22 protein-coding genes are annotated in these 26,458 nt (G+C 50.5%); 13 read left to right on the top strand and 9 right to left on the bottom strand.

From position 1 onward, the window contains the following. Positions 1-37 precede the first annotated feature (37 nt). Both FJM74_RS09655 and FJM74_RS09650 read right to left on the bottom strand, forming a co-directional pair. Positions 38-787, bottom strand: coding sequence for a metallophosphoesterase family protein (locus FJM74_RS09655; RefSeq protein ID WP_187262391.1), 750 nt, complete (start codon positions 785-787; stop codon positions 38-40). A gap of 3 nt (positions 788-790) precedes the next feature. After that, a complete protein-coding gene (locus tag FJM74_RS09650) occupies positions 791-1,552 on the bottom strand; it encodes a nucleotidyltransferase (protein WP_187262390.1) in 762 nt (253 codons plus the stop codon). Between the two features lie 423 nt (positions 1,553-1,975). On the opposite strand from FJM74_RS09650, the gene FJM74_RS09645 reads away from it, so the two are divergent. After that, positions 1,976-2,806, top strand: coding sequence for a hypothetical protein (locus FJM74_RS09645; protein WP_187262389.1), 831 nt, complete (start codon positions 1,976-1,978; stop codon positions 2,804-2,806). Positions 2,807-3,018: 212 nt separating this feature from the next. Here FJM74_RS09645 and FJM74_RS09640 read toward each other — a convergent pair whose 3' ends face one another. Continuing rightward, the gene (locus tag FJM74_RS09640) at positions 3,019-4,125 is read right to left on the bottom strand and encodes an alanine racemase (RefSeq protein WP_187262388.1); all 1,107 of its coding nucleotides are present in this window, start codon (positions 4,123-4,125) and stop codon (positions 3,019-3,021) included. Between the two features lie 229 nt (positions 4,126-4,354). Here FJM74_RS09640 and FJM74_RS09635 point away from each other — a divergent pair, with 229 nt between their 5' ends. Both FJM74_RS09635 and FJM74_RS09630 read left to right on the top strand, forming a co-directional pair. Then, entirely contained in the window at positions 4,355-4,882 is a 528-nt protein-coding gene (locus FJM74_RS09635; RefSeq protein ID WP_187262387.1) for a CopD family protein, read from the top strand. 385 nt (positions 4,883-5,267) lie between these two features. Next, positions 5,268-5,906, top strand: a complete 639-nt coding sequence (locus tag FJM74_RS09630) for a hypothetical protein (protein ID WP_187262386.1) — start codon at positions 5,268-5,270, stop codon at positions 5,904-5,906. 102 nt (positions 5,907-6,008) lie between these two features. Here the strand turns inward: FJM74_RS09630 and FJM74_RS09625 are convergent, their stop codons facing one another. The 6 genes from FJM74_RS09625 to FJM74_RS09600 form a co-directional block, all read right to left on the bottom strand. After that, on the bottom strand, positions 6,009-6,920 hold the full coding sequence (locus FJM74_RS09625) for an AEC family transporter (protein ID WP_187262385.1): 912 nt from the start codon (positions 6,918-6,920) through the stop codon (positions 6,009-6,011). Between the two features lie 277 nt (positions 6,921-7,197). Beyond that, positions 7,198-7,887, bottom strand: coding sequence for a 2'-5' RNA ligase family protein (locus FJM74_RS09620; protein WP_187262384.1), 690 nt, complete (start codon positions 7,885-7,887; stop codon positions 7,198-7,200). A gap of 250 nt (positions 7,888-8,137) precedes the next feature. Further along, positions 8,138-10,045 carry a DUF294 nucleotidyltransferase-like domain-containing protein gene (locus FJM74_RS09615; protein ID WP_187262383.1) on the bottom strand — a complete coding sequence of 636 codons (1,908 nt, stop codon included), beginning with the start codon at positions 10,043-10,045 and terminating at the stop codon, positions 8,138-8,140. Between the two features lie 244 nt (positions 10,046-10,289). Beyond that, positions 10,290-12,068: an aminopeptidase P family protein gene (locus FJM74_RS09610; RefSeq protein ID WP_187262382.1), complete on the bottom strand. Its 1,779-nt coding sequence runs from the start codon at positions 12,066-12,068 to the stop codon at positions 10,290-10,292. Between the two features lie 91 nt (positions 12,069-12,159). Continuing rightward, entirely contained in the window at positions 12,160-12,669 is a 510-nt protein-coding gene (locus FJM74_RS09605; protein ID WP_187262381.1) for a YdeI/OmpD-associated family protein, read from the bottom strand. Between the two features lie 280 nt (positions 12,670-12,949). Further along, entirely contained in the window at positions 12,950-13,318 is a 369-nt protein-coding gene (locus FJM74_RS09600; RefSeq protein WP_187262380.1) for a hypothetical protein, read from the bottom strand. Positions 13,319-13,660: 342 nt separating this feature from the next. On the opposite strand from FJM74_RS09600, the gene FJM74_RS09595 reads away from it, so the two are divergent. From FJM74_RS09595 to FJM74_RS09550, 10 genes are all read left to right on the top strand, one after another. Further along, positions 13,661-13,876 (top strand): hypothetical protein, encoded by a 216-nt coding sequence (locus FJM74_RS09595; RefSeq protein ID WP_187262379.1) that lies wholly within the window; start codon positions 13,661-13,663, stop codon positions 13,874-13,876. A 520-nt stretch (positions 13,877-14,396) separates the two neighbouring features. Then, positions 14,397-15,161, top strand: coding sequence for a polysaccharide biosynthesis/export family protein (locus FJM74_RS09590; RefSeq protein WP_187262378.1), 765 nt, complete (start codon positions 14,397-14,399; stop codon positions 15,159-15,161). A gap of 4 nt (positions 15,162-15,165) precedes the next feature. Next, the gene (locus FJM74_RS09585; RefSeq protein ID WP_187262377.1) at positions 15,166-17,541 is read left to right on the top strand and encodes a GumC family protein; all 2,376 of its coding nucleotides are present in this window, start codon (positions 15,166-15,168) and stop codon (positions 17,539-17,541) included. A gap of 103 nt (positions 17,542-17,644) precedes the next feature. Then, positions 17,645-19,171 carry a lipopolysaccharide biosynthesis protein gene (locus FJM74_RS09580; RefSeq protein ID WP_187262376.1) on the top strand — a complete coding sequence of 509 codons (1,527 nt, stop codon included), beginning with the start codon at positions 17,645-17,647 and terminating at the stop codon, positions 19,169-19,171. Between the two features lie 40 nt (positions 19,172-19,211). Continuing rightward, the gene (locus FJM74_RS09575) at positions 19,212-20,402 is read left to right on the top strand and encodes a glycosyltransferase family 4 protein (RefSeq protein ID WP_187262375.1); all 1,191 of its coding nucleotides are present in this window, start codon (positions 19,212-19,214) and stop codon (positions 20,400-20,402) included. Between the two features lie 342 nt (positions 20,403-20,744). After that, entirely contained in the window at positions 20,745-22,070 is a 1,326-nt protein-coding gene (locus FJM74_RS09570; protein WP_187262374.1) for an O-antigen ligase family protein, read from the top strand. A gap of 51 nt (positions 22,071-22,121) precedes the next feature. Continuing rightward, on the top strand, positions 22,122-23,057 hold the full coding sequence (locus FJM74_RS09565; RefSeq protein WP_187262373.1) for a nucleotide-diphospho-sugar transferase: 936 nt from the start codon (positions 22,122-22,124) through the stop codon (positions 23,055-23,057). Positions 23,058-23,069: 12 nt separating this feature from the next. After that, positions 23,070-24,284 carry a glycosyltransferase family 4 protein gene (locus tag FJM74_RS09560; RefSeq protein ID WP_187262372.1) on the top strand — a complete coding sequence of 405 codons (1,215 nt, stop codon included), beginning with the start codon at positions 23,070-23,072 and terminating at the stop codon, positions 24,282-24,284. 40 nt (positions 24,285-24,324) lie between these two features. Next, a complete protein-coding gene (locus FJM74_RS09555) occupies positions 24,325-25,164 on the top strand; it encodes a glycosyltransferase family 2 protein (RefSeq protein ID WP_187262371.1) in 840 nt (279 codons plus the stop codon). A 68-nt stretch (positions 25,165-25,232) separates the two neighbouring features. Further along, a complete protein-coding gene (locus FJM74_RS09550) occupies positions 25,233-26,456 on the top strand; it encodes a glycosyl hydrolase (protein WP_187262370.1) in 1,224 nt (407 codons plus the stop codon). The last annotated feature ends 2 nt before the right edge of the window (positions 26,457-26,458 follow it).

Raw genomic sequence — 26,458 nt, 5'->3', positions numbered from 1 at the left:
GCCAGATATCGATCTACTAATCTGGTTTACAAGACTCCTACACTTCCAGCAGGAAAAAGCAGGGATCGTATCCTTCCGCCATCAGAACGGGTTTAGACACATTGAAAATTTTAACGCCATAGGTAGTTTCACTTTCCAGTGTTCCGATATGGGCATGACCATGGAAAGCGGCGACAACTCCCCTCCTGTTCAGTGGCTCTGCCAGCCTGGAGGAGCCCAGAAACGGGAAAATCTGCTCAGGCTCCCCTACTACCGTGGCTTTGATGGGGGCATAGTGCAGCAGCACCACTTTTTTAAGGTTGGCCTGTTCGTTGTCCAGCCGGGCAAGGGCACCATCGAGCTTCAGCGACTCATCTACGGCCTCCTGCACGAAGGCTTTCATCATGGGCTCGCCGAACATCGACAGCATGCCTTTGTCAAACCCTCCGCCAAAGCCCTTTACGCCGGCAAAGCCTACATCACCGATCACCACGCTGGATCCATCCAGCAGATGAACGTCCTCACTAATCAGCGCTTTCCGGATAGCCTCCTGCTCATCTTTGTCATAATCATGGTTTCCGAGCACGCCAATCACCGGAATAGAACAGGCTTTTAGTTCAGCGGCCAGTATCTCGGCCTCTGCTTCGCGGCCGGTGTCGGTCAGGTCGCCACACAAGAGCAGCACATCGGCCTGGGCTGACACCTCCTTAAAAAAATCGGTCCATTTCCCTTTGTCTGTTTCACGCACATGGATATCGCCAATGGCTGCTATTCTGAGTTTGGCTGTCTGCTTTTTAATTTTCTCCATAGTTTAAACTGATCTCATGGTTACTACCTTATAGTCCCACTCGGTACTGTCGGTTGCGTATTGCGTCTGGTCAATTAAAGGTCCGCGGCACACGCGCTCCAGCGAGGTGGGCATATCGAACTGCTCCTGGGCCCGTTTCAGCAGTTCATCGAACAGCCACCTGGGAATAATATCGCGGTCTGAGGGGTACACAAACTGGAAGTTGAGGAACTGCGCCAGCAGCAGTTGCCAGTGCTGCTCCATGTGCATCCAAAGGCGTTTCCAGTCTATCTTATCGCCATAGCGCAGCATCACGTGGTTAATGTCGGAGCCATCGTAGCGCTCCCGGTTCTGCACATAAATCTTGCACCAGATAAGTTCTTCGGGCGCCATAAACAACACCGGCAGTCCCCAGACCTCCCCTTTTACGGCGTGCTCAAACCAGGTATCGTCTACTGCGCACAGGCCGCCGGGGTTACTGAAGATGATATCGATGAAGTGCTCCCCTTTTTTAACTTTTGCCAGCCAGCGTGCGTCTGTCACTTCCAGTTCGTAGCCATTTTCGGCCAGAATCTTCAATATGCGCGGGTAGTCACCAGACTTACAAAAGATGTCCAAGTCTTTGGTATCTCTGAAGATGCCGGTATATTGTTTATGCGCAAATCCTCCTCCCAGCAGGTACGGTACGCCGGAGGTATTCAGTATTTTTAGAGCGTCCTTATAAAAGGCCTCTGCCGCTTTTTGCTTATCGTTAATTTTCTTCGGTTTACTATTGTTTTGTCCCATTTCGCTTCTATTCCAATCTTGTATATTTTTGCCGCACCTGCAGGTGGGAGATCAGGTTTATCTTTTAGAAGACAAGCCTAAATCAGGTTGCAAAGTGAAGTAGAAGCATTTACTGCTGAATGTGCATTTGGGTTTTGACGTGTGGTCTTAAGCGCCATTTTTTTTAAATTGGACTAAGCTAATACACTGCGTCTTAGCGCCTGCATGAAGCAAGCTCATTTCTGCCCTATTGCCCGGCCAGCTGCCCGAAACCGGCCTAGGATTTTCCACCTTCCTGTTTCTGCATCTGATGTCGAACTCCTGAAGCTGTAGCGCCTACTCTTGTTGATAAAGCTTCTGTTCTACCTAAACCCCTTAAACTACTATTCGTTAGTAATAAGTAGAGAGTTATCCTTTTGAACAACCTTACTAATAACGAAAGCTATGAACAGAAACAATTCAGATTACGATCAAAACCGCGGGCACCAGGCGCACAGCAGTTTTCAGACACGCCGCTCTGAGCAGTACCGGCATCCTGAGCAGCACCATAAAGGTTACCCGCAGCCACACGAAAGGTTCGAAGACTACGGCATATCAGCACAGGGCGGGTACGGCAACAGAGGCAACTTTGGCGATTACGACTACCAGGACGATGACATGGCCGGGTACAGAAACGAAAGCAACCAGGATGTATACGGCACCTACAGCACCTCGCGCAACTATGGCAACATGGGCAGCTACGGAGGCGCCCAGGGCTTCGGCTCTTCGCGCGGAGGATACGCTTCCCAACGCCGCCCATCTGAAGATAGTGGCAGCGCCTTCGACAGCGGCATGAGCTCCCCTAACTGGCAGCACGATTATAACAGAGGCTCCAGAGGTTATCAGTCTGACCTGAACTACAACAGCAGCAGTGGCTATAGGAACCCGGGTAGGGAAGAAACCCGTGGCTGGCTTTCGGATGACAGGGGCAGCCGGTGGGGCAGCAATAGACTATCTTCCGGGCAAGACCCTTACGGAGACAATATGTCCGACAGATTTCAGGGCGGCAGGCATGGAAGCTCTAATTATGACCGGAGCGATGACCAGTTCTATGGCTCTGACAGAGATAACGAGGAGCGTGACGGCTATTATATGGGCAGTAGCTACAGCCGCATATCCCGTGGTGATTATGGCTCTAACGACGGCAACTATGGCTCCTTAAGAAAATCTGACGAGGAGCGCGAGTTTAGACCCTACGGCCTGAGCGGCTATTATAGTGGCGGTTACGGTTATTAGCAGCCCCAAAAATATGTTTTAAAACTTTTTAAAGTGAAGGAAAGGCTGAACTAAAATCAGCCTTTCCTTTTTTCGGATTCTGTTTACCTGCCACGCACGATAATCAGCAACATGTATCAGGCAGCAGAATTGCCTAGAAGGGCTCTTTTCATTAGAATAATTGCGTAAAGCTCCATTGAAGAACACAAAAACCATCTCCTCATTCAAAATGATCAAAAAGGGACTCCGGAAAGGTGCTCCAACCACTCCCCCTCCAGGGTCCGGTAGCGTTTCATCAAGTCGGCGGTGAGGCAGGAATGGATGGGGAGCACGCAGAGCAGATCGCCTACTTTGTATTTTTCAAATTGTTGGTCAGAAGCACGTACCACGCCATGCTCCTGCGATAGCGACACCACCTGCATATCGTCTGCAGGAGGGCTGGTCCAACCATCAGCTGTTAGTTCAACCACACGCCCGAAAAGCAGGGAGCTGTCTTCGAGCTTCAGAAAGTCTTTGGAAAAATGAACGCTGCCGCCGTACAGGATCAGTTCGTTGTGCTCGGGATGCCTAGCGATAACCGGGCAGGCCAGGCACACGGCTATCTCATCGAAGGAGCAGGAGCCGATCCGCTCCTGTGTCAGGTCGTAGAACACAAAGTTGCCGGGCCTGATTTCATCTACACCGGCAAGATTCTCGAGCATGCTGCAGGAAGGCGTATCGCCAATAGAGAGCAGTATATCCGGGAAGAGGCTACTGTAGCGGTTACGGAGCAGGTGCAGCAGGTACACACTGGTATTATGAATAGCCCGGACGGCCTCTTTCTCTGTCTGCTGATAGGTATGCCCGTCGTGGGCCAGAAACCCTTCGAACAAGAATTTCCCGCTCTCGAACAACAGCTGCATCATGGGGTCCAGGCCTACGTGGTTGTGGGGCAGCATGCCGGTTCTCCGGTAGCCGGTGTCTATCTTCACCCACATATAAACCGGATGCACCAGCTGCCGCTCCAGCACCTCCAGGGCCTCCATGTTCACGACCACCAGGTGCAGCTTTACCTTTCCCGCCAGCTGGTTGATCGTGTCGATCTCCAGCAGGTTTACCGGGATGGCCACCAGGATGTCCTTCCAGCCATGGCTGGCAAAGTAGAGGGCCATCCGCAGCGACGAAACCGTGATTGCGTCCACGCCCTGCTCCCGGAACCACTCCCCCACCTGCGCGGATTGGTGCGTCTTAAAGTGCGGCCTGAGCCTGACACGGTTGCGGGCGGCCTTCTCCACCATCCTGCTGATGTTTCGCTGGCATTTAGCCTTATCCAGAAGTAAAGTAGGCGTCGTTATCTTCATGATTAATTTTTCTCTTTAAAAACACAGACCCTAATATAGAATTCTTTAGCTTTACCAGAAGCTCAACACAAGTATTTTTGACTACCAAAAACCTACTCCAGCCACCCAATGCCGCTGACAGCGGTGGCCATGTAACGACAGGTGCACCAGAAAAGCACGACAAAAATCGGGCAGCAGCCGTCCCTTTACAAAACAATCAGCCAGGAGTGGCCCTAATAAGTACACGCTTATGTATTTCTTCTACTTAAAAGCCCTGCACATTATCTTTGTGGTGACATGGTTTGCCGGTTTGTTTTATATTGTCCGGCTATTCATTTATTACGCTGAGGCCAACGAGAAGCCGGACCCGGAGCGCAGTATCCTGCTTAAACAATACAGGCTCATGCAGAAGCGCCTGTGGTATGGCATTACCTGGCCCTCGGCTATTCTCACCTTTATTTTCGGGCTCCTGATACTCTACGTATATGGCAGCATTCCGCCATGGATGGTCTGGAAACTGTTTTTTGTAGCCGGGCTATACGTGTACCATTTTCTCTGTCATAGCTTGTTTAAACAGCAGCAGCGGGGGCTTATAAAATATTCTTCCAACCAGCTGCGCGTCTGGAACGAGGTAGCCACTGTCTTTCTCATCAGTATCGTGTTTCTGGTGGTGCTCAAAAGCTCGCTGAGTATGCTCTGGGGCATAATCGGGCTACTTATCTTTTCTGCCCTGCTCATGCTGGCCATCCGTATCTATAAGCGCCTGCGGGAATCCTGATTAACGTGCTAATGGATTAATGTGCTGATGTGCTAATTTTTCAATTTGAAGATTTGGAGATTTGAAAATGGATCTGACTGATTAACAAACTGCGGAACCAATATTAGCAGTAGATATTCTGCACATTCTTGAATTCCGTAAATTCTTGGCGCAGTGGGCCTATCAAAAGATTTAGACATAAAAGTCTCGTGTCTTTTGCCTTGTGTCTTAAAAAAACCTCCGGAGGGGCTTTTTCATTAGAATAATTCTGCGGCCGTCTGCTTATCCTGGCTCTCTTTCGTGTTTTGCGGCAAGCCATGTTTCCTGGCGGACCGGAATAGCTGCCTCCTGCTCTCCACCGGAGCTTTTAAAAAATTTAGTACCTTTGCAGGCTTAACCCTTACACATGAAGCAAGCAGAACTGAAACCCAACGAAAGGGAATTAATAAAACTGATCAACTTTTTTGGGAAGCGTGCCAAACAGATGATGGACAGCGGCGAGATCAGCCCGGAGCATACACAACTCACCACCGCCTGCCAGAACCTGGAATCGCAGCTCTACAACCATGCCCAGAACCGCTCCGCCATACTAGACAAGCGCGAGCGCCTGAACCAGCTGATAGAAGACAATGCCCAGTGCCCTACCTGCCAGAAAGTGGACATGCTCAAGCGCACCGGCGCCACCACTACCGAGCGCGGCTGGAAGTGCAACACCTATAAGTGCCGCCGTTGCAACATTACCTTTACCTGGAACCGCCCCAACAACCCCTGGGATATGGTGAAGTTCCTGGAAGTCTACATTGCCGAGCTGGAGCAGGGAATATTAGTGGAGGAAAACGAGGAATTAAAAGCCCATACCCAAGATGCCATCGTGCAGCTCAACGACAGCCTGTCGCGGCTGAGGCCGGTGCTCGACACCTCTGATGAGGAAATGGAAGCGCTGGAGGTGAAAGAAAAAGAGATGAGCCGCCTGATCCACCAGTTCAAAAGTTACCTGATGATCGAGAAAATAAAGCTCGACTCCTACCAGGAGCCGGAGGAGTAGCAGCACCAGCATCTGGCTGGTATGCAAATTATTTCAATGATTTTGACCCTCCGGAACTACTACTGCTGCTACCTGGAGGCGAAACCGGTATGAAGCGGAGCCTTAAAACCCGGACACAACCCAGTACCAGAAAACCAGGGTTATAAAAGAAACCGGGAGGCCGAAACCAACCATCATGTTGGCCAGCCGTGGTTTAAGGCCGTAAGTTGCCGCTACAATAGAAGGCGCGATCATAGGAGACATGGCCATTTCCATCACGCTGACCTGCAGTATGTCGCCACGGGCACCGAACACACCCGCATAGAGCCCGAAAATAAGCGCAGGTGCCAGCAGCAGCTGGTACGCCAGGCCCATAAACATAAAGCGCCAGTGCTTGCTTTGCCGCTCCACCCGCAGCTGCATCCCCACCGATACCACCGCCAGCGGCGTAACCGTGCTGCCCAGCCGCTGAAATACATCCTTCAGCTCATCGGGAAAGTGCAGCCCCAGCAGACTCATGCCAAGCGCCACAAAAAAAGAAAGCAGCGGCGGAAACGTGGCAATTTTGCGGAAGATCGTCCTGGCACTCGCCTCTCCTTTAGAAAAAGCCGCCGCCACCGCTATGCCTGCCGTCGAAAGCGCCACAAAAGAACCGGGCTGATCTACCAGAATCGCAATCTTAAGCCCGCTTTCGCCATATAACGCCTCGATGATCGGGAAACCGACAAACGAGGTGTTGCTCAGGCCAGACATCAAAATAAGGCAGCCGGTCAGTTTGCGCGACCAGCCGTACACTTTGCCCAGGCTGCCAAACAGCAGGGCAGACACGCCAAAGCAGATCCAGGCAGCGGCCACCGGCAGCAGGAGCGCGCGCGAGAGCTCAATTTCCGGAATATAAAGTAAGGCCAGCGCCGGCAAAGAAATGTAGATCACAAACTGGTTCAGCGCCATGGGTGTGGAAGCCGGAAAAGCAGGTACCCGCCGCAGCAGCAAACCGATCAATAAGCAGAAAAAAAGCAGGAGGAAGCTACTCATAGATATTGTTTTTCTGGGGCCGAAGGTACATACATCTCCCCAAAAAATACGGACCATGGCCGCAAATAATCTATGCAAGCCACTTCTTCCCCTTTCTAAACCTGCTGCAGAGTCCTGTGGCAGCAGCCAAGCAAAGTGCTCCGGAGGGGTTTTTTGATTTGAATAATCCGGGTATATAACCTAGGCTGGGAATCCATACGAAGAGACAGAGCCCCAGGAACAGCTTACCTGGAAACAACTCAGGCCTAACCTTACTTATATCTAATCTGGGAAAGCCTTATCCTAACTGAAAACGATGCAAAACCTTTACATGCTCCTGCCGCTGGTACCAGTCATTAAATACCAGTTCTGCTTCCGTAACGGTTGTAGTTCCAAACAGGAAATTGCGGTATGGCTGCAGTGTAGCCAGAAACCGCTCTGGCTCGCGCAGTGGCTCTTTAAACCGGACCACGGTGCTGTGCGCCGTAATAATGGCGTAGCGTTTATCAATTGTTTGCTGCAGCCCCGAGGCTCTGAAATTATCCCGAAGTCTGTTCCGGAGTTGCCCCAGGCTATCGCCTTGCGGAAAGCCCTGTAGCAGAATACAGGAGGAGGAAGCAGTTATACCCCTGACCTCCACCGCAAATGGCCCGACTTCGCGCAGCGACTCCTGCACCACCGCCACATAATCATCTACCGCAACCTGGTCTAAAGCAAAGCCTTTGTAACACGAAATAATCGACAGGAGGGTCTGGTGACGATCGGAAGCTGGCTGGTAATACTGCTCCGGCTCCAGTTGCCGCAATTTATCCAGGACCTGCTGCACCTTTGCATCGACCTCCGGCTGCAGCCGCGCCAGCAGGGTAATGCCGAACCGCTGGTCCTGCTTGTCTTCAATGAGCGGATCGAATTCAAAAATACCGCTGCTGAACAATTCAAAAGAACGCTGCCACATGGCACCATAATGGGCTTCCAGGGCCTTCGACATCAGAGAACAGATTTATAAAGTTCAAAAATAAAACAAGTCAGCAAGCAGTAACCCCAGGTGCAGAAAGGTCCGGAGGGGTGATTTCATTGGAAAAATTCATCTCTCCTCCTGAAATCTGCTGCTTCCCCGTATCAGGACCCAGCCACGCTTCATTCTAAAGAATTACCAACCCTGCCACAGCCGCCAGGCAACCTTAGAGGCACCTATTCCTGATTTTGAATTTTTAATTTCTAATTGACTACCTACCAGGTCAGGCAAAGAGCGAGTTCTTAAACTCCACCTTTATATAAGACTGAAAATTGCTGATTGTCCTGAAAATCTCCTTCAGCGTTACCTGCTCTATTTTGGTGAGGCTGCGAAGGTCTATGTAGTTGTCGGGCTCATTTTTATCGTTGATGATCTGGCCGGCCTGCTTCTTCAGGCGCAGGCTCATCAGGTAATAGTACGACTGCAGCAGTTCCTGCACCTCATTTTCGGTAAAAACGCCTTTTGCCTTCAGCTCCTGCAGCCGCTCCCCGGTGTTGGTCTTGAAGATCCTGTTTTTGAGGGCATACACCCGCACCAGGTCCACAATCGGGGTCATGGCTCTTTTCACATCAAACACTTCTTTAGAGTCTTTGGTAAAGGTTTTGATGTTCTTGAAAAAAGTGAGCGGCGGCTCGTACTGCAGTGCGTTGTTGCCCATATGGAAAAACAGCTTGCCCAGCGGCTTCTGCAGCTCCTCGTCCAGAAACTCCTTCAGCTCCTCCATAATGGACGGCTCGCCGTAAATGTAGCGGCAGTCGAAGAAGGTGGAGAACTTGATCACGGTTTCGGGCACGGCTTCGCCGATCCAGCTCACGTAGTTGCGTTTCCAGTGCGAGAGCGAATGGGTCCATTTCGGGTTTTTGGCCATAAAGCCGCCGGTACAGAAGCTGAAGCCGATGGTGTTCAGCCTGTCAGACACCATGTCGGCGAAGCGCAGGAAATACTCCCGCACCAGCTCCCGCTGCTCGTTGGCCTTGTCTTCGTAAATAATGGCATTGTCCTGGTCGGTCTTCAGGGTCTGCTCCTTGCGGCCTTCGCTGCCGAGCACCATAAACACGAATTTGGCGGGTGGCAGCCCGATCTCATTTATCACTCCCTCTATCACCTTCACGGCAATGGTATCAGAGATGGTGGTGATCATCTGGTTCACGATCTCGGCTTTCACGCCTCGGTCGAGCAGTTGGTACACGATCTCGGGCACCTTGTGCCACTTCTTGCGCAGCTCCCCCACCGACCGGGCCAGCTTTACTGATTGTATAAACATAAACGGCGACTGCGCCTGCTCACTCAGCAGCTTGTTCCGGCTGATGCTGCCCAGGTACCTGCCCTCATGCTCGATGAGCATGTAGCGGGTTTTGGTCTGAAACATCATAAGGATGGCCTCATACACATAAGCCTGCGTGCTGATAGATACAATCGGATTATCCATGATTTCCCTTACCTGGCGCTGAACCGGTACCTGCTGCGCCACCACATTGTCGCGCAGCGTAATGTCCGTTACATAGCCCACGATATCTTCCTGCTCATCTTTCACGAAAAGGCAGCTGGTTTTGTGCTCGGCCATCAGCCGGGCGGCCTTATGTATAGGCGTGTGCGGCGGGCAGGACACCACATCGCGGTACTCTATGGTCTCCACTTTTTTGGTGTACAGCTGGTCGGACGAGATAAAATTGGCTTCGTTGATGACGGGCCGTTTCACAAAATGGACATATTCGTCGTTGAGCATGCGCTTGCCAAACTCGGCCGTGAAGTAGTGAAGAAAACCTTCGTAAGCCAGGCAAAGCGCCTTAAAGTCTTTGCGGGGCAAAAAGTAGACCAGCGTGCCTTTTTTGGCAATAACGGTGCGCAACGAGCGCTTCCGGTTGAGCAGCACCGACACGCCCCCGAAACAGTAGCCGGCCCTATGGTACTCAATCACGCGCCTGGTCTGGGTGCTGTCGTAGAAGAAAGCCTCGTACTCACCTTCCACAATAATATCCACCCCAGGCATTTTAGTTACCTCCTGGTGATAAATAACTGCCTCTTTTGTGTGGCGAACTTCCTGCAACAGCTCCACCACCCCCTCCAGCACATCGTCCGGAAGGAGATCGAATGGGCGGACTGTCTTTAAAAATGCTAATTTGTTTGTCATAGCCAAGGTGCCCTAAAGGAAAAAAATAAATATACTAAATTCCGGGAAAACAACTTCAGCATAGCTGAGCAGTGTGTTTGCCACTACCTGTTGTTGTTGCTGTGCCAGCGGTTCCGGCAGGCTGCAAAGGCAGGCACAGCAGAACACAAAAGCCTACGGAGGGCGTTTTCCATTAGAATAATTCAGTGCAGAAATTCTTACGACCCTTCAGGCATCAGGATTTAAAGCGCCACGCTGAAGTTAGTTAAACAGCTTTAGCCTTCTCCTGCAGCCACGCCTGCTCCTCCGCATCCAGGTGCGGACACAGCTTCTCCATCACCCGCTGGTTATAGGCATTCAGCCAGCTGATGTGGCGAGGCTCCAGCAGTTCCTTTTTAATAGGCTTGGTGTCGATAACCGCCAGGGTCAGGTGTTCAAATGTATAAAATTCGCCGAACGCATTTTCCTCGTCAGGTACGGTAAGCACCAGGTTCTCGATGCGGATGCCATAACTGCCGGGTCTGTAGATGCCGGGCTCCACGGAGGTGATGGTACCGGGCTCTATGGCAATGGCGGTCGGCGACATGTTAAACACATGCGGCCCTTCGTGCACATTCAGGAAAAAGCCCACGCCGTGGCCGGTGCCGTGGCCATAATTGCGGGCGTGGTCCCAGATCGGCTTTCGGGTAATGGCATCGATCTGGTAGCCGCAGGTGCCTCTGGGGAAACGGCAGGTGCTACCTTCTATCATGCCTTTCAGCACGAGGGTGTAATCAGCGCTTTCCTCCTCCGTAAGGTTGCCGAGCGATACAACCCGTGTAATGTCGGTGGTGCCGGTGCGGTACTGGCCGCCGGAGTCGAGCAGCAGCAGTCCGTCAGGCTGCAGGCTGGCGTTGCTTTGGGTGGTGGCCCTGTAGTGTGGCAGCGCCCCGTGGGCTTTGTAGCCCGCAATGGTGTCGAAGCTGGGGCCGATAAATCCTTCCTGCTCCTCCCGGAACTGCTGCAGCTTCTGCTCAATGTCAAGTTCCGACAGGTTTTTTTTGCCAATATTTTCTTCCAGCCACTTAAAGAATTTGGTTATGGCCACTCCGTCTTTCACCATGGTGGCGCGGGTGTTGGCAATCTCCGTCTCGTTTTTGATGGCTTTATGATACGTGGTCGGGTTTGTTTCCTGCACCACCCGCACCGATGGGGGCAACAGTTTGTAGAGGGCAAAGCAAGTGCGGCGGGGGTCCAGCAGCACAGATACAGCAGCGGGTAGAGAAGCCAGCGCTTCCTCGATATCATGATAAGGTTGCAGATCCACCCCCGCCCGTTGTAATACGCGCTGCTCCTGCTCGCTCAGTTTCTGCCTGTCAATATATAAAATAGCCTTCTCCTGGCTGATTAGGGCAAAGCAAAGCACAACCGGGTTGCACTTCACGTCGCTGCCGCGCAGATTAAAGAGCCAGGCCAGGTCATCGAGCGAGGAGATAAGGTGATAATCGGCCCGGTGCTTCCGGAGGGCCTCGCGCAGTTCGCTGAGCTTGACGGAGCTGGTTTTTCCGGTTGTCTCCTCTCCTAGCAGATACGCTGGCGCTGCTGGCAGCCCTGGCCTGTCTGGCCAGATCGGGTCCAGATAATCGCGGTCGGAGGCAAGCGGCAGGCCAAGTGGCACTACCTGCTGCTCCAGCAGCTGCGCCAGCTGCACCGACAGCAGCCTGGCGTCGAAGGCAACCGTGTCACCCTCCTGTAGCCGCTCCGCCAGCCACTGTATGTATTCCGGGACGCCCTGCGCTTTCATTTTTACGAGTTCAAACCCGGTTCCGGCCAGCTGCTCGTGCGCCTGCTCAAAGTAGCGGGCATCGGTCCAGAGGCCGGCAAAATCGGCAGTAATAACCAGGGTGCCGGCAGAGCCTGTAAAACTGGAAGCAAACCAGATGCATTTGTAGCGGTCTGGCAGGTATTCACTTATGTGCGGATCGGCCGATGGAATGATATAGGCCCTTACACCGCCTGCCCTCATCTGAGACCGGATAGCGGCTAATTTTTCTGAATAGGTCATGTTGGTTGTACGCTTTCTAAAAGGCAAAATACAGAAAGATCAACAGAAAAGGTGCGTCCTGTTCACAGAAACAGTTGTGGAGCGGCTATCCTTACACCCGCTTTCCTTTTCCGAGCAACTCTCTAAAAGTCTCTCTGCCAGGTTGTAGTTGCTTCAGGTTCCCGATCAGGAGCAGTGCCCTGTCTATGCGCAGCTGGCTGCTTTTAACACCGGCCACATACTGAATGATGTAGCGTTTCATGCCGGGAGCCAGCTGCGTGAAGCGCTGGTTTCCTTCCGTATCCTGCCGCAGCAGTTCCTCCAGTTCCTCTGGCACTTTGGTTCCGTATTCACTATCATCCTTTTCGAGCAGCACGGTTACCTGGTCTCCCCGCTTCAGGTACGCCTGTTTCATGCGGCTGCCCGAAATAGTAATGTACCCCCTGCCCTGCCCCAGCGCCACAAGGCCGCACTGATAGGAAACAGCGCTGTTTACGGTGCAGATTAACCGGACTTTAAACTTACCGCCCAGCTGCCGGACCACTTCTTCCGGTATCTCAAGGTAATGCAACTTCAGCTTTGGCAAAAAATCGATATGGGTCTGAAACTGAATGGGTAGCATAAAGAATTCTTATAATTATCCGGTTAACTTAGTTTTAATAATACTGTTAAATATAGCGGTTTCCATCACTTCTTATGCAGGCAGCCTGCCTCTATCTTTTGGGTTGCTTTTTTCTCTCAGGTAAAAAGTATGCGCCTGGTGCCCAGGAGCTGGGGAATGCCAAGTTGTGCTGCGTGTAACAGGTATGATCGTAGCTCCGGCACTCCCCCACCAGCTGCTTCAGGAGAGGACTAAAAGCGTTTCATTCCCGGAGCAGATACGGCAGATAAACCGACGGCCCTCACTGGAGACTTGAATCTGTTTCGGGGCTACACATGAGTTTTAAAGGAGGAGCAACAACAGAGGTTTTGCCTCCGGAGGTCACTATTGATTCAAATAATTCTTGTTTCAGCCCGCAGCAATGTATATCGGCAGCCCGCGAAGCACAGAGAATGCAGCCATACCTCATAAAGCTTCCTTCATCATTCGCTCTTGTCAGCCAGAGATTCTCTCCAAATCCTGCTGAATTTTCAGCTAAAGCGGCTTTAATAACAACAGACCTATCAGCTACGATGCGTTCTCCAGTCATCTGCCCTTTCATACAAAACTTAGAAAGATTATAGCACTTACCGTAAGGCTCTAAAATGCAGACAGCACGCCACGAATCCATTAATTTTAATCACTTAAGATTCACCTCTATTTATCCGGCAAACTACCTGCAAAGCCCGGAAAAATAATTAATCCAAGCAGAAGAGCAACAGGCTTTTTTAGTTAAAAAAACGGACTTTAGCAGCTATAAAACAGGGTGAATTCTATGCTTTAATCTTGAAATTGCTATTATAATTTTTTTTGTAAAGAATGATAAAAACACAATGACATTGATCATTAAATTCATTTTCAGCAAATTTTTAATCGAATAAGAAACAAATTTCCAAACTTTGCGTAGCGTACCGATACAAGCTATGTTATTTTTTCATATCTTTGAAATGAGTTTTAAAGACAGGTAAGAGATATGGAATTCAGTATAGTAGTAGCGCCGAACTTAGAAACACTTGCAGCAGAGGTATCAGGTTTATTTTCAAATGGTTGGCAGTTAAAGGGCGGCATCGTAGAATGCAACCAGGGATATGCGCAGCAAATGGTCCGAAAACCATCTGATATGGTGCGGAAAAAATCGAAGCAACCTGAGTCTCAGCCTGTTCAGAAAAGAACTAAATGGATTGAATAGCCGAATATAACGTTTCTTTAGCTTTTGTTTTAAAGGAGCCTTGTAACCGCCTGCATTTAGTAAGCGGTTGTAAGGCTCCTTTAATCTTTTAACCTACCGCTGTAAAGGTTTTTCCCTGAGGAGAAACTGTTTTTCAGCACCCTTTCCAGAATATAACTTTTAAGAATTTCCGGGATATGCTGCCTCTCCATCCCCACCAAATCACCCTACTATTTTAGGCCGGCAAAGACCCTGTTCACATATTTCAGGGCTGATACTTCCTGATCTCTGAGGTATTTTTCGACCTATAAATATTAACATTCAAATACACAACTTGGTTATATAGCGTTTTTACAAGCCTTACATATTAATTATATATAATATTTGAATTTAACAGCATCTTTTTCTGCCCGCTTAAGTATATAAGCTAAATCAAAACAATATCCAATATATAATATTTCAAAGAACTTAAAACTTGATTGCTTCATTTTTAAAATTAAATTCTGAACCTTTCACTGCATAGGCTCCTTATCCACTATTTATGAGAAGATTAATTTACGCGATGCTCCTCTTATGCTGCGCCACTTCCTGTATGACAAACAAAGAACTGGCCTACATGCAAAACGACAGATATAACACAACAACACCTACCTCAGTTGCTAATTCTTCCAAGCCCTACAAGCTGCAACCCAACGATGTGCTTTCGGTAAAGGTGCAAAGCGAGCAGCCTGAGCTCTCTAACCTGTTTAATATTGTAGATCCTTCAAGTTCTATGGCTTTTGGGGGCCCAAGCGCGCTGTACATGACTGGCTATAACATAGATGAACTTGGAAACATAACACTTCCTACTATTGGCAAGCTGAAGGTTTCGGGGTTAACGACCTCCGAAACCCAGGATCTGATACAGCAGAATCTGAACAAGTACCTGGTAGGCACTACGGTAATCGTAAAACTGCTCAGCTTTAAGGTGAGTGTGTTAGGGGGCGTTCGCAACCCCGGCTACTATTATGTTTACAATGAGCAGGCTAACCTGCTGGAAGGCTTGAGCCTGGCCGGCGATCTAACACAGGCCGGTGACCGGAAGCGTGTAAAGCTGATTCGCCAGACAACGGGGGGCTCTGAAGTAATTATGTTGGACCTGACAGACCCCAACCTCGTACAATCTCCGTATTATTATTTAATGCCTAACGATGTTATCTACGTTGACCCTTTGAGAACTTCTTTGAAGCGGGACAACCTGGTAGTGGTTACGGCGTTACTGGGCATTGTATCGACAGGTGTTTTATTATTAAATTATTTTAGGTAGAGTGATGAAAAGAAATACGAAAGAGCATGAGATAGATATAAAAAGCTGGCTGTTTAAGTTCAAGAACAAGTGGTACCTTTTTTTAGCCTTCGCCCTTATCTCGCTGGCGGCCGCTTATGTTTTTGTGAAAAGCTCTAATAGCTTATATGAATTTAAGGCGACGTTACTCTTAGGAGACCAGCAAACCGGGTCCAGAAAAGCCCAGGAACTTCTCAACATACTGGATGTCCCCTCTAAAGGCATCAAGGTAGAAGATGAGATAGGACTCCTGAAGTCGGCGGAGATGGTGAAACGTGCCCTCCAGCGCCTGGACTTTTCGGTGGCCTATTATAAGGTAACGGACCATTGGCTAAACACTTTTGGTGAGCTGGTGGTGCAGGAGCAGTACAACGAAGCCCCTTATATCGTGAAGCTGGACACCAGTTCCACCCAGTTGGTAGATATTCCGATAGAGATCAAAGTCCTGAACGACAAGCAGTATCAGATCACGATAGAGGCCGAGGACGTAAAACGCTATGACTTCCGCACCCACAGCAGCTCTGGCCTGGTACCTGCCATCTCGCTGGTAAAAGTGCATTACTTCGGTGAGCCATACAAAGACGACAACCTTAGCTTCACGCTGTTGCGCGATAGCAGCACCACAGACATTTCTGGCAAAAAGCACTATTTTGTGGTGAACAGCATGAAGAGCCAGGTTGCCCGGCAGCAGTCCAAGCTCGAAGTCAGTCCCATCGACAGAGACTCCCGTGTGCTGGAACTAAAGAGCAAAGGCAGCATTCCGGAGAAGGAGCTTGCTTTCCTGAACACGCTCATGGATGAGTATGTAGCCAAAGACCTGGAGGAGAAAAACCTGAACGGGCATAAGACAATCGAGTTCATAGACAGCCAGCTGGCCACCCTGACTGACTCGCTCAGAAAGAGCAAACAGGCCATCTCCTCCTTCCGGTCGGCAAACAAGATATCAAACATCAGCAACCAGACCTCTATTAACTCGCAGCAGCTTTCGCAGCTGCAGACAGAGAGAGCTCGTCTGATGGTGGACAAGCAGAACTACGAGAGCCTGCTGGAGCAGTTCAGCGGCGAAGACGCCTTAGCACAGGCAGTTTCTCCGGCAGCGGCGGCAGGGATACAAAATGCGGTACTGAGCAGCCTGTTTGGCCAGCTGACCGAGCTGAACCGCGAAAAAGCAGGTTACCGTGTCACAGCCACGCAGGACAACCCGAAACTGCAGGTACTGGAAGGCAAGATAGAGAACACCCGCCACGCCATCATCGCCAACCTGAAGAACGTGATCTCTTCTACCAACAATAACCTGAAAGACATAAACCGCAGAATGGGCGAGATAGAGTCTACGCTGGCCAGGCTGCCCGAAAGCGAACGCGTGCTGGCAGACTTACAGAGTGAGGCAGAGTTCGTGGACAAGAAATACGGGTACCTGCTGGAGAAAAGGGCGGAGGCCTCTATAGCGCTGGCTACCAACACAACAGACAAAAAAGTGATCGACCGTGCCTCCCTGGCCAGCAGTGGCCCGGTGAACGTGAAGCCAAAGATGATTTACATGCTGGCCCTGATCATCGGCCTGATCATCCCGGCTGCCATGATCGTGCTCATCAGCAACGTAGACAATACCATTCAGGGTAAAAACGACCTGGCGAAAGTCACCAATATTCCGTTCCTGGGGGTGATTGCCCACGGCAGCCGAAACGACAAGCTGGCCGTAAAAAACAATCCGCGTTCTGCCATAGCGGAATCGTTCCGGTCTATCCGCATTAACCTGCAGTACCTCATGGCAGAGCAAGGCTTTAAGGTGATCGGCATAACATCTTCTGTATCAGGTGAAGGAAAGACGTTCACCTCCGTGAACCTCAGCACCGAGCTGGCCATGGCAGGCAAGCGCACCGTGCTCATCGAGTCGGATATGCGTAAGCCTACCTTCAGCAAGTATTTTAACAATGAGGCCGCAGCAGGTTTATCCTCTTACCTGACGGATGGCGCTGCCCTGGAGGACGTGGTGCAGAAGACGGAGATCGAGAACCTGGACATCATTTCCAGCGGGCCTATTCCGGATAATGCCATCCAGCTGCTGGAGCGCCCCCGAATGCGCGAACTGATTGAAGTTCTGAAGGAGAAATACGACCACATCGTGATCGACACCCCTCCTATCGGTTTTGTATCGGAATACTTCATTTTGATGAAGCACATGGACACCAACCTCTATGTGGTGAAACACAGGTTCACCAACAAAGACATGCTGCAGCAGATAAACGAGCTGTATGCCAATAAAAAAATCAAGAACATCCACATGGTCATCAACGACCTGGACTATGGCAAAACATATGAGTATGGCTACAAGAAAAAAGCCACCTACTATTATGTGTAGCCCCTGGCTGAACCTCTAAATTTAATTACAGAAATTTCTAAAGCTCTTCCGGACAGGAAATCCCGGAAGAGCTTTTTCAAGCAAATAATATCGACTAGTAGGGATGAGTAAGAATCTGGCTTCGAAGGCTGTGAGCGGATTAAAGTGGGGATCAGCGTCCACCGTGGCCAATGCCGTGATGCAAATAGGATATACCTCTGCCATGGCAAGGTTACTGGAACCTGAGGCGTTCGGCCTGGTAGCCATTTCCGGGGTAGTGCTCCGTTTCGGGAGTTATTTCGCCAACCTTGGTCTGAACAAAGCCCTCGTGCAGAAAGAGGATCTTTCTGAAGACAATATCAGGGCGGCTTTTACCTCGACCACCTTGCTCGGAGCGCTCTTTACATTACTAACGATCCTCCTGGCGCCCTTTTCAGTTATCGTTTTCGATAACCCCGATGTGGCCCCTATTGTGCAGGTGATGGCGCTCGCCTTTTTTATTAATGGCGCAAGTGCCACTGCCACCGGCCTGCTGGAGCGCAATATGCAGTTTAAGGTCATCAGCATTCTCGAAACGAGCTCCTATGTGGTCTCCTACCTGGGGCTGGGCGTGGTGATGGCTTATTTAGACTTTGGCGTGTGGAGCCTGGTATACGCCTCCTTGGCCCAGGCTGCCATAGTGGCCATTGGCTCTTATGTGGTAACGCGGCACAATGTCCTTATGCTGTTTAAATGGGAATCGTACAAGCCGCTTTTCCAGTACGGCAGCAAAATGTCGGTGATCAGTTTTATGGAGTTCCTGGCTACCAACCTCGACACCATCCTGATCGGGCGGGCGCTTGGCTCCCACCGCCTGGGTCTGTACAACCGGGCGTTTATGCTGGTGAACCTGCCCTTGTATATGCTCACCCGCACGCTTACAAAGGTTATTTTCCCTTCGTTCAGCAAGTTGCAGTCAGATGTACAGCGGCTTGGCAGGATTTACCTCTCCAGCATCACGCTGCTGGCGGCCCTGGTGATTCCGGTTTGCCTAGGAATTCTGGTGGCGGCTCCTGAATTGGTGTATATTCTGCTGGGTAGCCAATGGTCAGCTTCCGTTCCGGTGCTGCAGGTGCTTTGCCTGGCGATTCCGCTGAGCTTTATTACCATGTTCGCCGGCATTGTATGCGATGCAAAAGCTGTGTTGAATATGAAAATAGCCCTGACAGGTGCCTTTATTTTAATTATCTGCCTCTTCTTCTACCTTCTGCGGGGGTATGGGCTGGTTGGTTTTGCCTTTGCTATTTTCCTGGGTGAATTGGTGCGGATGGGGCTGTATCAGTTAGTCATGAGCCGGGTGCTGGCGCTAACGTACCGGCAACAACTGTCTATTTACCTGCCGGGCGTAATCAACGGATTGGTGACTGCCGCTGCGCTCTACCTGGTAAGTAGCCTCCTGCGTGGAGCAGACTTGCCTGCCTGGCTCATACTGATAGCCCAAATGATGACGGGGGCACTTTTTCTGCTCACGCTTACCTTATGGTTCCCGCACAGGCTGCTGAAGGTAGAACTGCAGGAGGTGTTTGACAGAATGGGCCTGACGGAGAAAACCGGCGGATTTTACAGCAAGGTGATGCATAAATTTAGAAGATATAACGTAAAAGAAGCATAAGCTTTGCTGCATGTTCTTTAAGAATTAAAAACTGTTTATTATGACTATCGGAGTTTGTGGACCTGTTGATTTGAATATACTGGAGTGGGAGCTGAAAGGGACAGATTTTCCTGGAACCAATGCTTTTCCGCTTACATCTCATTTTATTAACGCTTTGGTGAGCCGAGGCTTTAAAGTGATCGCTTACACCAATTCTGGCCAGATCGATCAGCCGCTAGCATATGAGACAGAAAACCTCAAGGTGTATGTGAGCCAGCAGTTGCCGCAGCCAGGCCGCCGGTTCTTCAAGTTCGAGATCGAGGAGCTGCAGGCGCAGATCCGGGCAAACCCAGCCGATTTTATCGTCGCTTTCTGGTCTTATGAATACGCGGCCGCGGCCTTACGAACCGGCATCCCAACAGTTGTGAGCCTGCACGATGTAGCCCTTCAGATCCTGCTCAACCACCGCGATCTGTTCAGAGTGGTGCGTTGGTGCCTTAATTATTATGTAGTAACCAAGGCCAAGCACCTGATTGCCAACTCAGAGTACACCTATTCTCAACTCAACAAAAAAGAGAAGCGAAAGACCCGGACCATCCCCAATTTCTATCCGCAGGATTTTGAGGCTACTATTGAGCAGCCTGTCGTGAAAGGAAACTATATCATTACAACCTCCATGGGTTTTGGGAGGCGGAAAAACGTGCAGCAGGCGCTGCGGGCCTTTGCCAGGCTAAGAGCGCGGTTCCCTACCCTGGAATATCAATTGCTTGGTGCCGGCATGGAAGAGAACGGCGAAGCGCACCAGTTTGCCAGAAAACATAAGCTGGAGGACGGCGTACAATTCCTGGGGCACCTGCCTTTTGAGGAAGTGCTGCAACGGATTGCCGCGGCCAAAGTGCTCCTACATCCGTCCAGAGAAGAGTCTTTCGGCATGGTGGTGCTGGAGGCTATGGTCACGGGCACAGCTGTGGTGGCAGGCAAGCAAAGCGGCTACATTCCGCACCTGCTCAACTATGGCAAGGCCGGGCTCCTCTGCGATATACTCTCGCCGGAAGACATAGCCACTCACGTGGCAAAACTTTTAACCGATAAGTCGTTGCGGGAAGATATAGAACGAAATGCCAAAGCTTATGCCAAGGCGAACTACTCCGAAGAAGTTATTATAAACAAACACCTGGAGTATTACAGCCAGATTTTGGGAAAGCCCTTAGTGCCTGACCGTAAACCCTGGGACAAGCTTTTGGTAAAATAATAGCGTAACCTTCGCGTCGGTTGGGCACTGAGCAAAGCCAGGAACAGGCAAAACAGGCTCCGGAGGGGCATTTTGATTGGAATAATTTGCTGGTTAATGTGCTGATAGTTACATGTGCTAATAGCTTAATTTGAAGAGTTGGAAATTTGAAGATGAACCTGAGAACAACAGTTATCGCATAATTTTTATCTTAAAAAGAAGGCTACTATCTAACATCCAGTATCTGGCATTTTAAAACGCCTCTGGGGGGCCCTTTTCATTCAAATAATTTCACCTGGAAAGAACCGCCCGCTAACACTTAACCTGACAATACAAAAGACCCGACGCAGCATTTAGAAGCAGATGAAAATCAACTATACCTTTTTATTTATTATTCCCATTGCGCTGATCCTGCTCATGGACAACATGTTCACGGAGCTGGTGGCGCCCAGCAACAAGAACATTCAGTACATGATGCTGAATCTGCTGCTCAAGGGCTGTGCCGCGCTGTCGTTTGGCTACTGCTGGCTTAAATTTCAGCGCATGTCCAAACCCATGCGCATGATCTACATTTTGCTGAACGTGTATGTGGTGGGCATGGTGCTGGAGTCGATGTATAAATACAATACCCCCCTGGTGTACCCGCACGTTTTCCAGAAACTGTTCGTACTCTATTTCGCCTTCTTCATCTACACCTTTTACAAAGGCAACTTCTACCTGAAGTTCTCGCATGTCGTAACGTTCATAATGGTCGGCTTCTGGCTGAACGTGCTGATCGTGAATCCGCATACCCTTAGTATTTCCTCTTTTACAGGCCATGAGCGCGGAGTTCACTCCTCTTCGGTATACATGCTCGTGATTCCGTTTTTGTATTACCTGAGCAACTACTTCTACAAAGGCAAAATGACGCAGCTGTTCCTGGCCTTGTTCGTGTTGCTGACCATATTCTTCTTCCAGCACCGCACCGTCTGGATTTCGACAGCGGTGGTGCTCTTCTTTTATTACCTGCTCACAAAGTTCAAGGCCGAGGAGCCCATCAATTTCGGCAAGCTTGTTCCTATAATACTGGTTGGCATCATTGCGGGTATTGCCAGCAGCGCCTTCCTGTTCTCGATGCACCCCGAGATCATAGACAAGGTGCAGGCCAGTTTCTCTGACATGGAAAACTTCGAGACCCAGGGAACCGGCGGCTGGCGCTACAAACAATGGCTGTCTTATGTGCCCTTTATTGAGGAAAACCTGTTCCTGGGCATGCGCTTCGAGGGGTTTGAGCTGCCCATACAGTTCTACCGCGAAGACCTGGGTCGCCCGGTGTTTGAAGATGGCAACGGACACCACTTCCACAGCTTTTACATCGAGATCCTGTTTTATACCGGCCTGGCTGGCCTGCTGATTTTCCTGCTGCTCACCTGGGAAACCATCAAATATGCGTTCAGGGCGCGCTTCATGACTATCCGGCAGATCATTTTACTTTCTTTTATCCTGAGCGGCTTTGTTTTCGGCATCTCTTACGTACTGCCTATTTTCTTTTATGCCATCCTAGGATGGGGCATCGTGCTGATGGAGGAAGAAGTGCCGGCCCCTGTCACCTACCTGAAACAATCGGCCTGGCGCAGGAAGCTCAGGCTACGGGAACTGAAGGAAAATTTGTTCAGGCCTGGCAACAAACCGCTTTTAGAGCACAACTAGTTTCCGCAAGAACAGTATGATAGATATACTTAGATATTTTACCCTTACTATATGAGTACCCTTACGTTTGACGAGCCGTTGCACACACCCGTGCTGCTTATTATTTTTAACAGAGCCCACACTACCCAGAAAGTTTTTGACCGCATCAGGCAGGTAAAGCCAAAGCGCCTCTATGTGGCGGCCGACGGGCCACGGCCGCATGTGCCCTCAGATGTTGAGAAATGCGCCGAAACCCGCAAAATTGTGGAGCAGGTAGATTGGGATTGCGAAGTAAAAACCCTTTTTCAGGAGCAGAACCTGCGTTGCGGCGTGGCCCCGTCGCAGGCCATAACCTGGCTTTTCGAAAACGAAGAAACCGGCATTATCCTCGAAGACGACTGCATTCCCTCGAAGAGCTTTTTCTGGTTCTGCCAGGAGCTGCTGGAGAAATACAAGTACGATACCCGCGTGATGCACATCAGCGGCAACAACTACCTCGATGGCTGGCGCAACGACTCGGACTACTCCTATTACTTTTCCAACAAAGTGAACAGCTGGGGCTGGGCCACCTGGCGGCGCGCCTGGCAGCTCTACGACTTCAACATCAAAAATTACCCGGAGCTGAAGCAGAAGGGCTACCTGAATGGCATTTTCCTGAACAAGTTTGAGGAGATGTACCGCCTGAGCAAGCTCGAAGAAACCTTTGCCAACATAGAGAAAGGCGATGTGTGGGATTACCAGTGGGAGTTCACCGTCTACAGCAACTCCGGCCTCTGCATTGTGCCGGAAGTAAACCTGGTCCGCAACATTGGTTTTGGCGAAGATGCCACCCACACGTTTAACCTGCACGATAAAAAGGCGCAGATACATGAGCAGGAAATAGAGTTTCCGCTCCGGCACCCGCGCTTCGTAATCCGCGACATCGAGTCTGACAAGCGAAACTTCAATTACCTGATCCGCGATAAAGTGACGGCCAAGCTTAAGAACATATTCAGCATCAGCCTCTAGCCAAAACACCCTATGAAGTTACTTCTATCTGCGTACGCCTGCGAGCCTAACCGCGGCACAGAGCTGGGCAATGGCTGGAACTGGGCACTGAACACTGCAAAGATGGGCCATGAGGTCTGGTGCCTCACCACCATAGAAGGCAAGGAAAATATTCTGGCTGAGGTGGAGCGCCTGGCCTTGCCAAACCTGCACATCGTATTTGTGGAGGTGCCCGCCTGGGTGCAGAAAACCTTTGAGTACCACCTGGGCTTTTACATACATTACATGTATTGGCAGGAACAGGCCTATAAAACGGCCCGGCAGCTCGACCAGGAACTGAATTTTGACCTGGTGCACCACGTCACCATCGGGAGCCTGCAGCTCGGCACGGCCCTTTGGCGCCTGAACAAGCCGCTTATATTCGGTCCGGCAGGCGGGGGGCAGGAAGCGCCGAAAGCCTTCAAGAAATATTTCTACAGCTGGTGGAAAATGGAGGTGGTCCGCTCCTGGATCAGCAGGCTGCTCCTGACCTTTAACCCGAACGTGCGGCAGGCGATGCGCCACGCCTCGCTGGTGCTCACAACCAACGAAGACACCTATAACATGGCGAAGGTGAACGGTGCCCGAAACGCCCAGATGTTTCTGGATACCAGCTTGCCCGAGTCCTTCTACCCCCCAGCCTATCCGGTGCGCGCACCTGCCGAAGAACTCAAAATTGTGTGGGTGGGCCGCCTGTTTGCCCGAAAAGGCCTGCCCCTTGTGATGGAGGCGCTCGGACAGGTAAGGCCGGACGTGCCCTTTAAGCTTATTATCCTGGGAGACGGCCAGATGCACGATTACGTGCCGCAGTGGGTGGAACAATATAACCTGCAGGGCAAGGTAGTCTGGAAAGGCCAAGTACCCTGGGAGGAAGTGAAACGAGCCTATACCGAGAGCGACCTGTTCATGTTCTGCAGCCTGCGCGACTCCTCCGCCGCACAGTTCCTGGAGGCCATGGCCTATGGCTTACCGATCGTTACCCTCGACCTGCACGGAGGCAAAAACCTGGTGCCGGATGAGGCAGGCATAAAAGTGCCCGCCACCGCTCCCGTTGAGACCGTAAGCGCCCTGGCAGCAGCGGTCGAAAAGCTCTACGACAACCCCGCCCTGCGCGAGCGCATGGGCCGGCATGGTTACAGTTTTGCAAAAACCCAAACCTGGACCCTGAAAACGGAACATATCGCCAGGTTCTACAGTAAATTCACCTAGGAAGAAGTAGAAGAGATTAACCATTAAGAAGAATTGCAACATGATACATATAGTTATACCCGTTTTTAACAGAAAGCACTTTACCAAAGCTTGCCTGCTGTCGTTGCGCCAGCAGACAAACCAGGATTTTAAGGTCATTATTGTAGACGACGGCTCCACAGACGGCACGGCAGAGATGCTGCGGGAAGAATTTCCAGAGGTGGACATCCTGTTCGGAGACGGCAACCTGTTCTGGACTGCCAGCGTGAACATGGGCATCAAACATGCCTTACAATCGGGCACCGACTACGTTATGACCATGAACAACGACGTAGAGGTAGCGCCCGACTTTATCGAAAACACCTATAAGTGGGCCAAACAAAAGCCTGATGCCGTAATCGGAGCCCTGGAAATGGATGCAGACACGCGTGAGCCTATCTTTGGCGGCGAGATAGTTGATTTTAAGCTGAACAGGGTGCGGCACCTGCTGCAGGAGTTACCGAAAGAGAAACAGGTGGGAATTCACCGTGTTTCGCAGTTGCCTGGCCGAGGCCTGCTTATTCCCAGAGCCGTGTTCGAGAAAGTGGGGCTTTTTGATCAGGAAAGGTTTCCGCACTATGTCGCTGATTACGATTTTACGCACACAGCTGCCAGAGGAGGATTTGCACTATACTGCAACTACGATGCGAAGCTCTACACCTACCCTGAAGAAAGCGGGGAGCGCAAAAACAGGAAAAGCAAGAGCCTCCAGAACTTCTACAAGCATCTCTTCGATATAAAAGGAGGCGGCAACCTGCGCGATTTCACCAGGTTTACGCTAAAAAACTGCCCTAAGCCTTATGTGCCTTATTACCTGGTGAATGGCTATGCACGCAGGATTTTGGGATATATCGTTAACTAATGCAGCAAACCCGGAGCTCACTATATAAACCGTCGAACACTTACCTGCTTCACCTATGGTTAAGCCGCATGTTATGGCTTGGTTTGGCTATGGCTGCGGCCATGACCATAGGTGTAGTGGCTTACCGGGTACTTTTTTCCCAGCCTTCAGTGGGCACTGCCATAGCGAATGGATTTGACGAGCCAATCGTAATAATAAAAGGCGGCACCTATACCGGTAATTGGGTTTCCAGCAACTCCAACGTGCCTGCCGTGGAGATTAAAACTTCTGAACCGGTTATCATTGCCAACTCCACCATACGTGGCGCAGGCTATCTGATCAAATCCTGGGGCCACAGCGCTGACCTTACCGTGCGGAATACGACTGGCTACGGTATCCGGCCCACCATGTATGTAGGCTCGAAAAAACCACGCCGGTTTATCACGCTGAATAATTTCAAAAACCTGGTGGTGGAGCATAACTACCTCGTAGGAACAGCCGGCATTTACTTGGGAGAAAGCTACGATGGCGATGGTTCTACCAGCCAAACCGTGAAAATACGCTACAACAAGGTCCGGAACATAGACGGGCGGGTATTTGGTGGTGAGTATGAGCGGTCGCAGTTCGTGCAGTTCAACTTTGTGAATCCTATCCCGCACGCAGAGATTGCCTGGAACGAGGTTATTAACGAGCAGGGAAACTCTTTGGTAGAAGATAATATTAACATCTATAACACCCGTGGCACCCCCGACTCCCCTATCCGCATCCATAATAATTACATAGAAGGGGCCTTTCCATTTCCGGTAACCGAAAAAAAGTATACAGGCGGAGGCATCATTACAGACTCTCCGGGCACCGACTCTCTTCGGGCCACCGCCCATCTTAAAATATATGACAATCAGCTGGTGGGGCTCGGAAACTACTGCATAGGCATTGCTGGCGGCAATCATATTGAGGTTTACAATAACACCGGCATTGTGGCTGCAGCGTTTGACGACGGAACCGCTTATCCTTTCTGGACGAGCGGCATCTGGGCCAGGGATTATTACGACACCAAAGCTACCTACAACAACAGGATGTACCAAAATACATTGTCGGTAGTAGGCAAATCGGGTTCCTGGCGAAATGAGATCATGGCAGGTATAGAAAAAGCGGCCAACACCTTCGATAATATAATACTGGAAGAAAAAGCCACAAAAGAGATGGAACGACTAGAATACCTGAAGTGGCAACAAAAACTCGATTCAGTAGAGATAGTACCCGGTCCTCAGCCAGCCACCTCAACCGCAGGAGCTATTACCCACCCACACTAAGT

Source organism: Pontibacter beigongshangensis, assembly GCF_014332515.1.
GTDB classification, from domain to species: domain Bacteria; phylum Bacteroidota; class Bacteroidia; order Cytophagales; family Hymenobacteraceae; genus Pontibacter; species Pontibacter beigongshangensis.
The sequence above is the reverse complement of the archived record's forward strand: the minus strand, read 5'-3'. Positions and strand labels throughout refer to the sequence as shown.

Excerpts from the sequence above, each read along its gene's own strand:
- FJM74_RS09595 (WP_187262379.1), top strand. The coding sequence starts at position 13,661 with ATGGAATTCAGTATAGTAGTAGCGCCGAACTTAGAAACACTTGCAGCA.
- FJM74_RS09640 (WP_187262388.1), bottom strand. The coding sequence starts at position 4,125 with ATGAAGATAACGACGCCTACTTTACTTCTGGATAAGGCTAAATGCCAG.
- FJM74_RS09550 (WP_187262370.1), top strand. The coding sequence starts at position 25,233 with ATGTTATGGCTTGGTTTGGCTATGGCTGCGGCCATGACCATAGGTGTA.
- FJM74_RS09610 (WP_187262382.1), bottom strand. The coding sequence starts at position 12,068 with ATGACCTATTCAGAAAAATTAGCCGCTATCCGGTCTCAGATGAGGGCA.
- FJM74_RS09655 (WP_187262391.1), bottom strand. The coding sequence starts at position 787 with ATGGAGAAAATTAAAAAGCAGACAGCCAAACTCAGAATAGCAGCCATT.
- FJM74_RS09615 (WP_187262383.1), bottom strand. The coding sequence starts at position 10,045 with ATGACAAACAAATTAGCATTTTTAAAGACAGTCCGCCCATTCGATCTC.
- FJM74_RS09555 (WP_187262371.1), top strand. The coding sequence starts at position 24,325 with ATGATACATATAGTTATACCCGTTTTTAACAGAAAGCACTTTACCAAA.
- FJM74_RS09620 (WP_187262384.1), bottom strand. The coding sequence starts at position 7,887 with ATGTCGAAGGCCCTGGAAGCCCATTATGGTGCCATGTGGCAGCGTTCT.
- FJM74_RS09575 (WP_187262375.1), top strand. The coding sequence starts at position 19,212 with ATGACTATCGGAGTTTGTGGACCTGTTGATTTGAATATACTGGAGTGG.
- FJM74_RS09600 (WP_187262380.1), bottom strand. The coding sequence starts at position 13,318 with ATGGATTCGTGGCGTGCTGTCTGCATTTTAGAGCCTTACGGTAAGTGC.
- FJM74_RS09570 (WP_187262374.1), top strand. The coding sequence starts at position 20,745 with ATGAAAATCAACTATACCTTTTTATTTATTATTCCCATTGCGCTGATC.
- FJM74_RS09630 (WP_187262386.1), top strand. The coding sequence starts at position 5,268 with ATGAAGCAAGCAGAACTGAAACCCAACGAAAGGGAATTAATAAAACTG.
- FJM74_RS09580 (WP_187262376.1), top strand. The coding sequence starts at position 17,645 with ATGAGTAAGAATCTGGCTTCGAAGGCTGTGAGCGGATTAAAGTGGGGA.
- FJM74_RS09560 (WP_187262372.1), top strand. The coding sequence starts at position 23,070 with ATGAAGTTACTTCTATCTGCGTACGCCTGCGAGCCTAACCGCGGCACA.
- FJM74_RS09635 (WP_187262387.1), top strand. The coding sequence starts at position 4,355 with ATGTATTTCTTCTACTTAAAAGCCCTGCACATTATCTTTGTGGTGACA.
- FJM74_RS09650 (WP_187262390.1), bottom strand. The coding sequence starts at position 1,552 with ATGGGACAAAACAATAGTAAACCGAAGAAAATTAACGATAAGCAAAAA.
- FJM74_RS09625 (WP_187262385.1), bottom strand. The coding sequence starts at position 6,920 with ATGAGTAGCTTCCTCCTGCTTTTTTTCTGCTTATTGATCGGTTTGCTG.
- FJM74_RS09585 (WP_187262377.1), top strand. The coding sequence starts at position 15,166 with ATGAAAAGAAATACGAAAGAGCATGAGATAGATATAAAAAGCTGGCTG.
- FJM74_RS09565 (WP_187262373.1), top strand. The coding sequence starts at position 22,122 with ATGAGTACCCTTACGTTTGACGAGCCGTTGCACACACCCGTGCTGCTT.
- FJM74_RS09590 (WP_187262378.1), top strand. The coding sequence starts at position 14,397 with ATGAGAAGATTAATTTACGCGATGCTCCTCTTATGCTGCGCCACTTCC.
- FJM74_RS09605 (WP_187262381.1), bottom strand. The coding sequence starts at position 12,669 with ATGCTACCCATTCAGTTTCAGACCCATATCGATTTTTTGCCAAAGCTG.
- FJM74_RS09645 (WP_187262389.1), top strand. The coding sequence starts at position 1,976 with ATGAACAGAAACAATTCAGATTACGATCAAAACCGCGGGCACCAGGCG.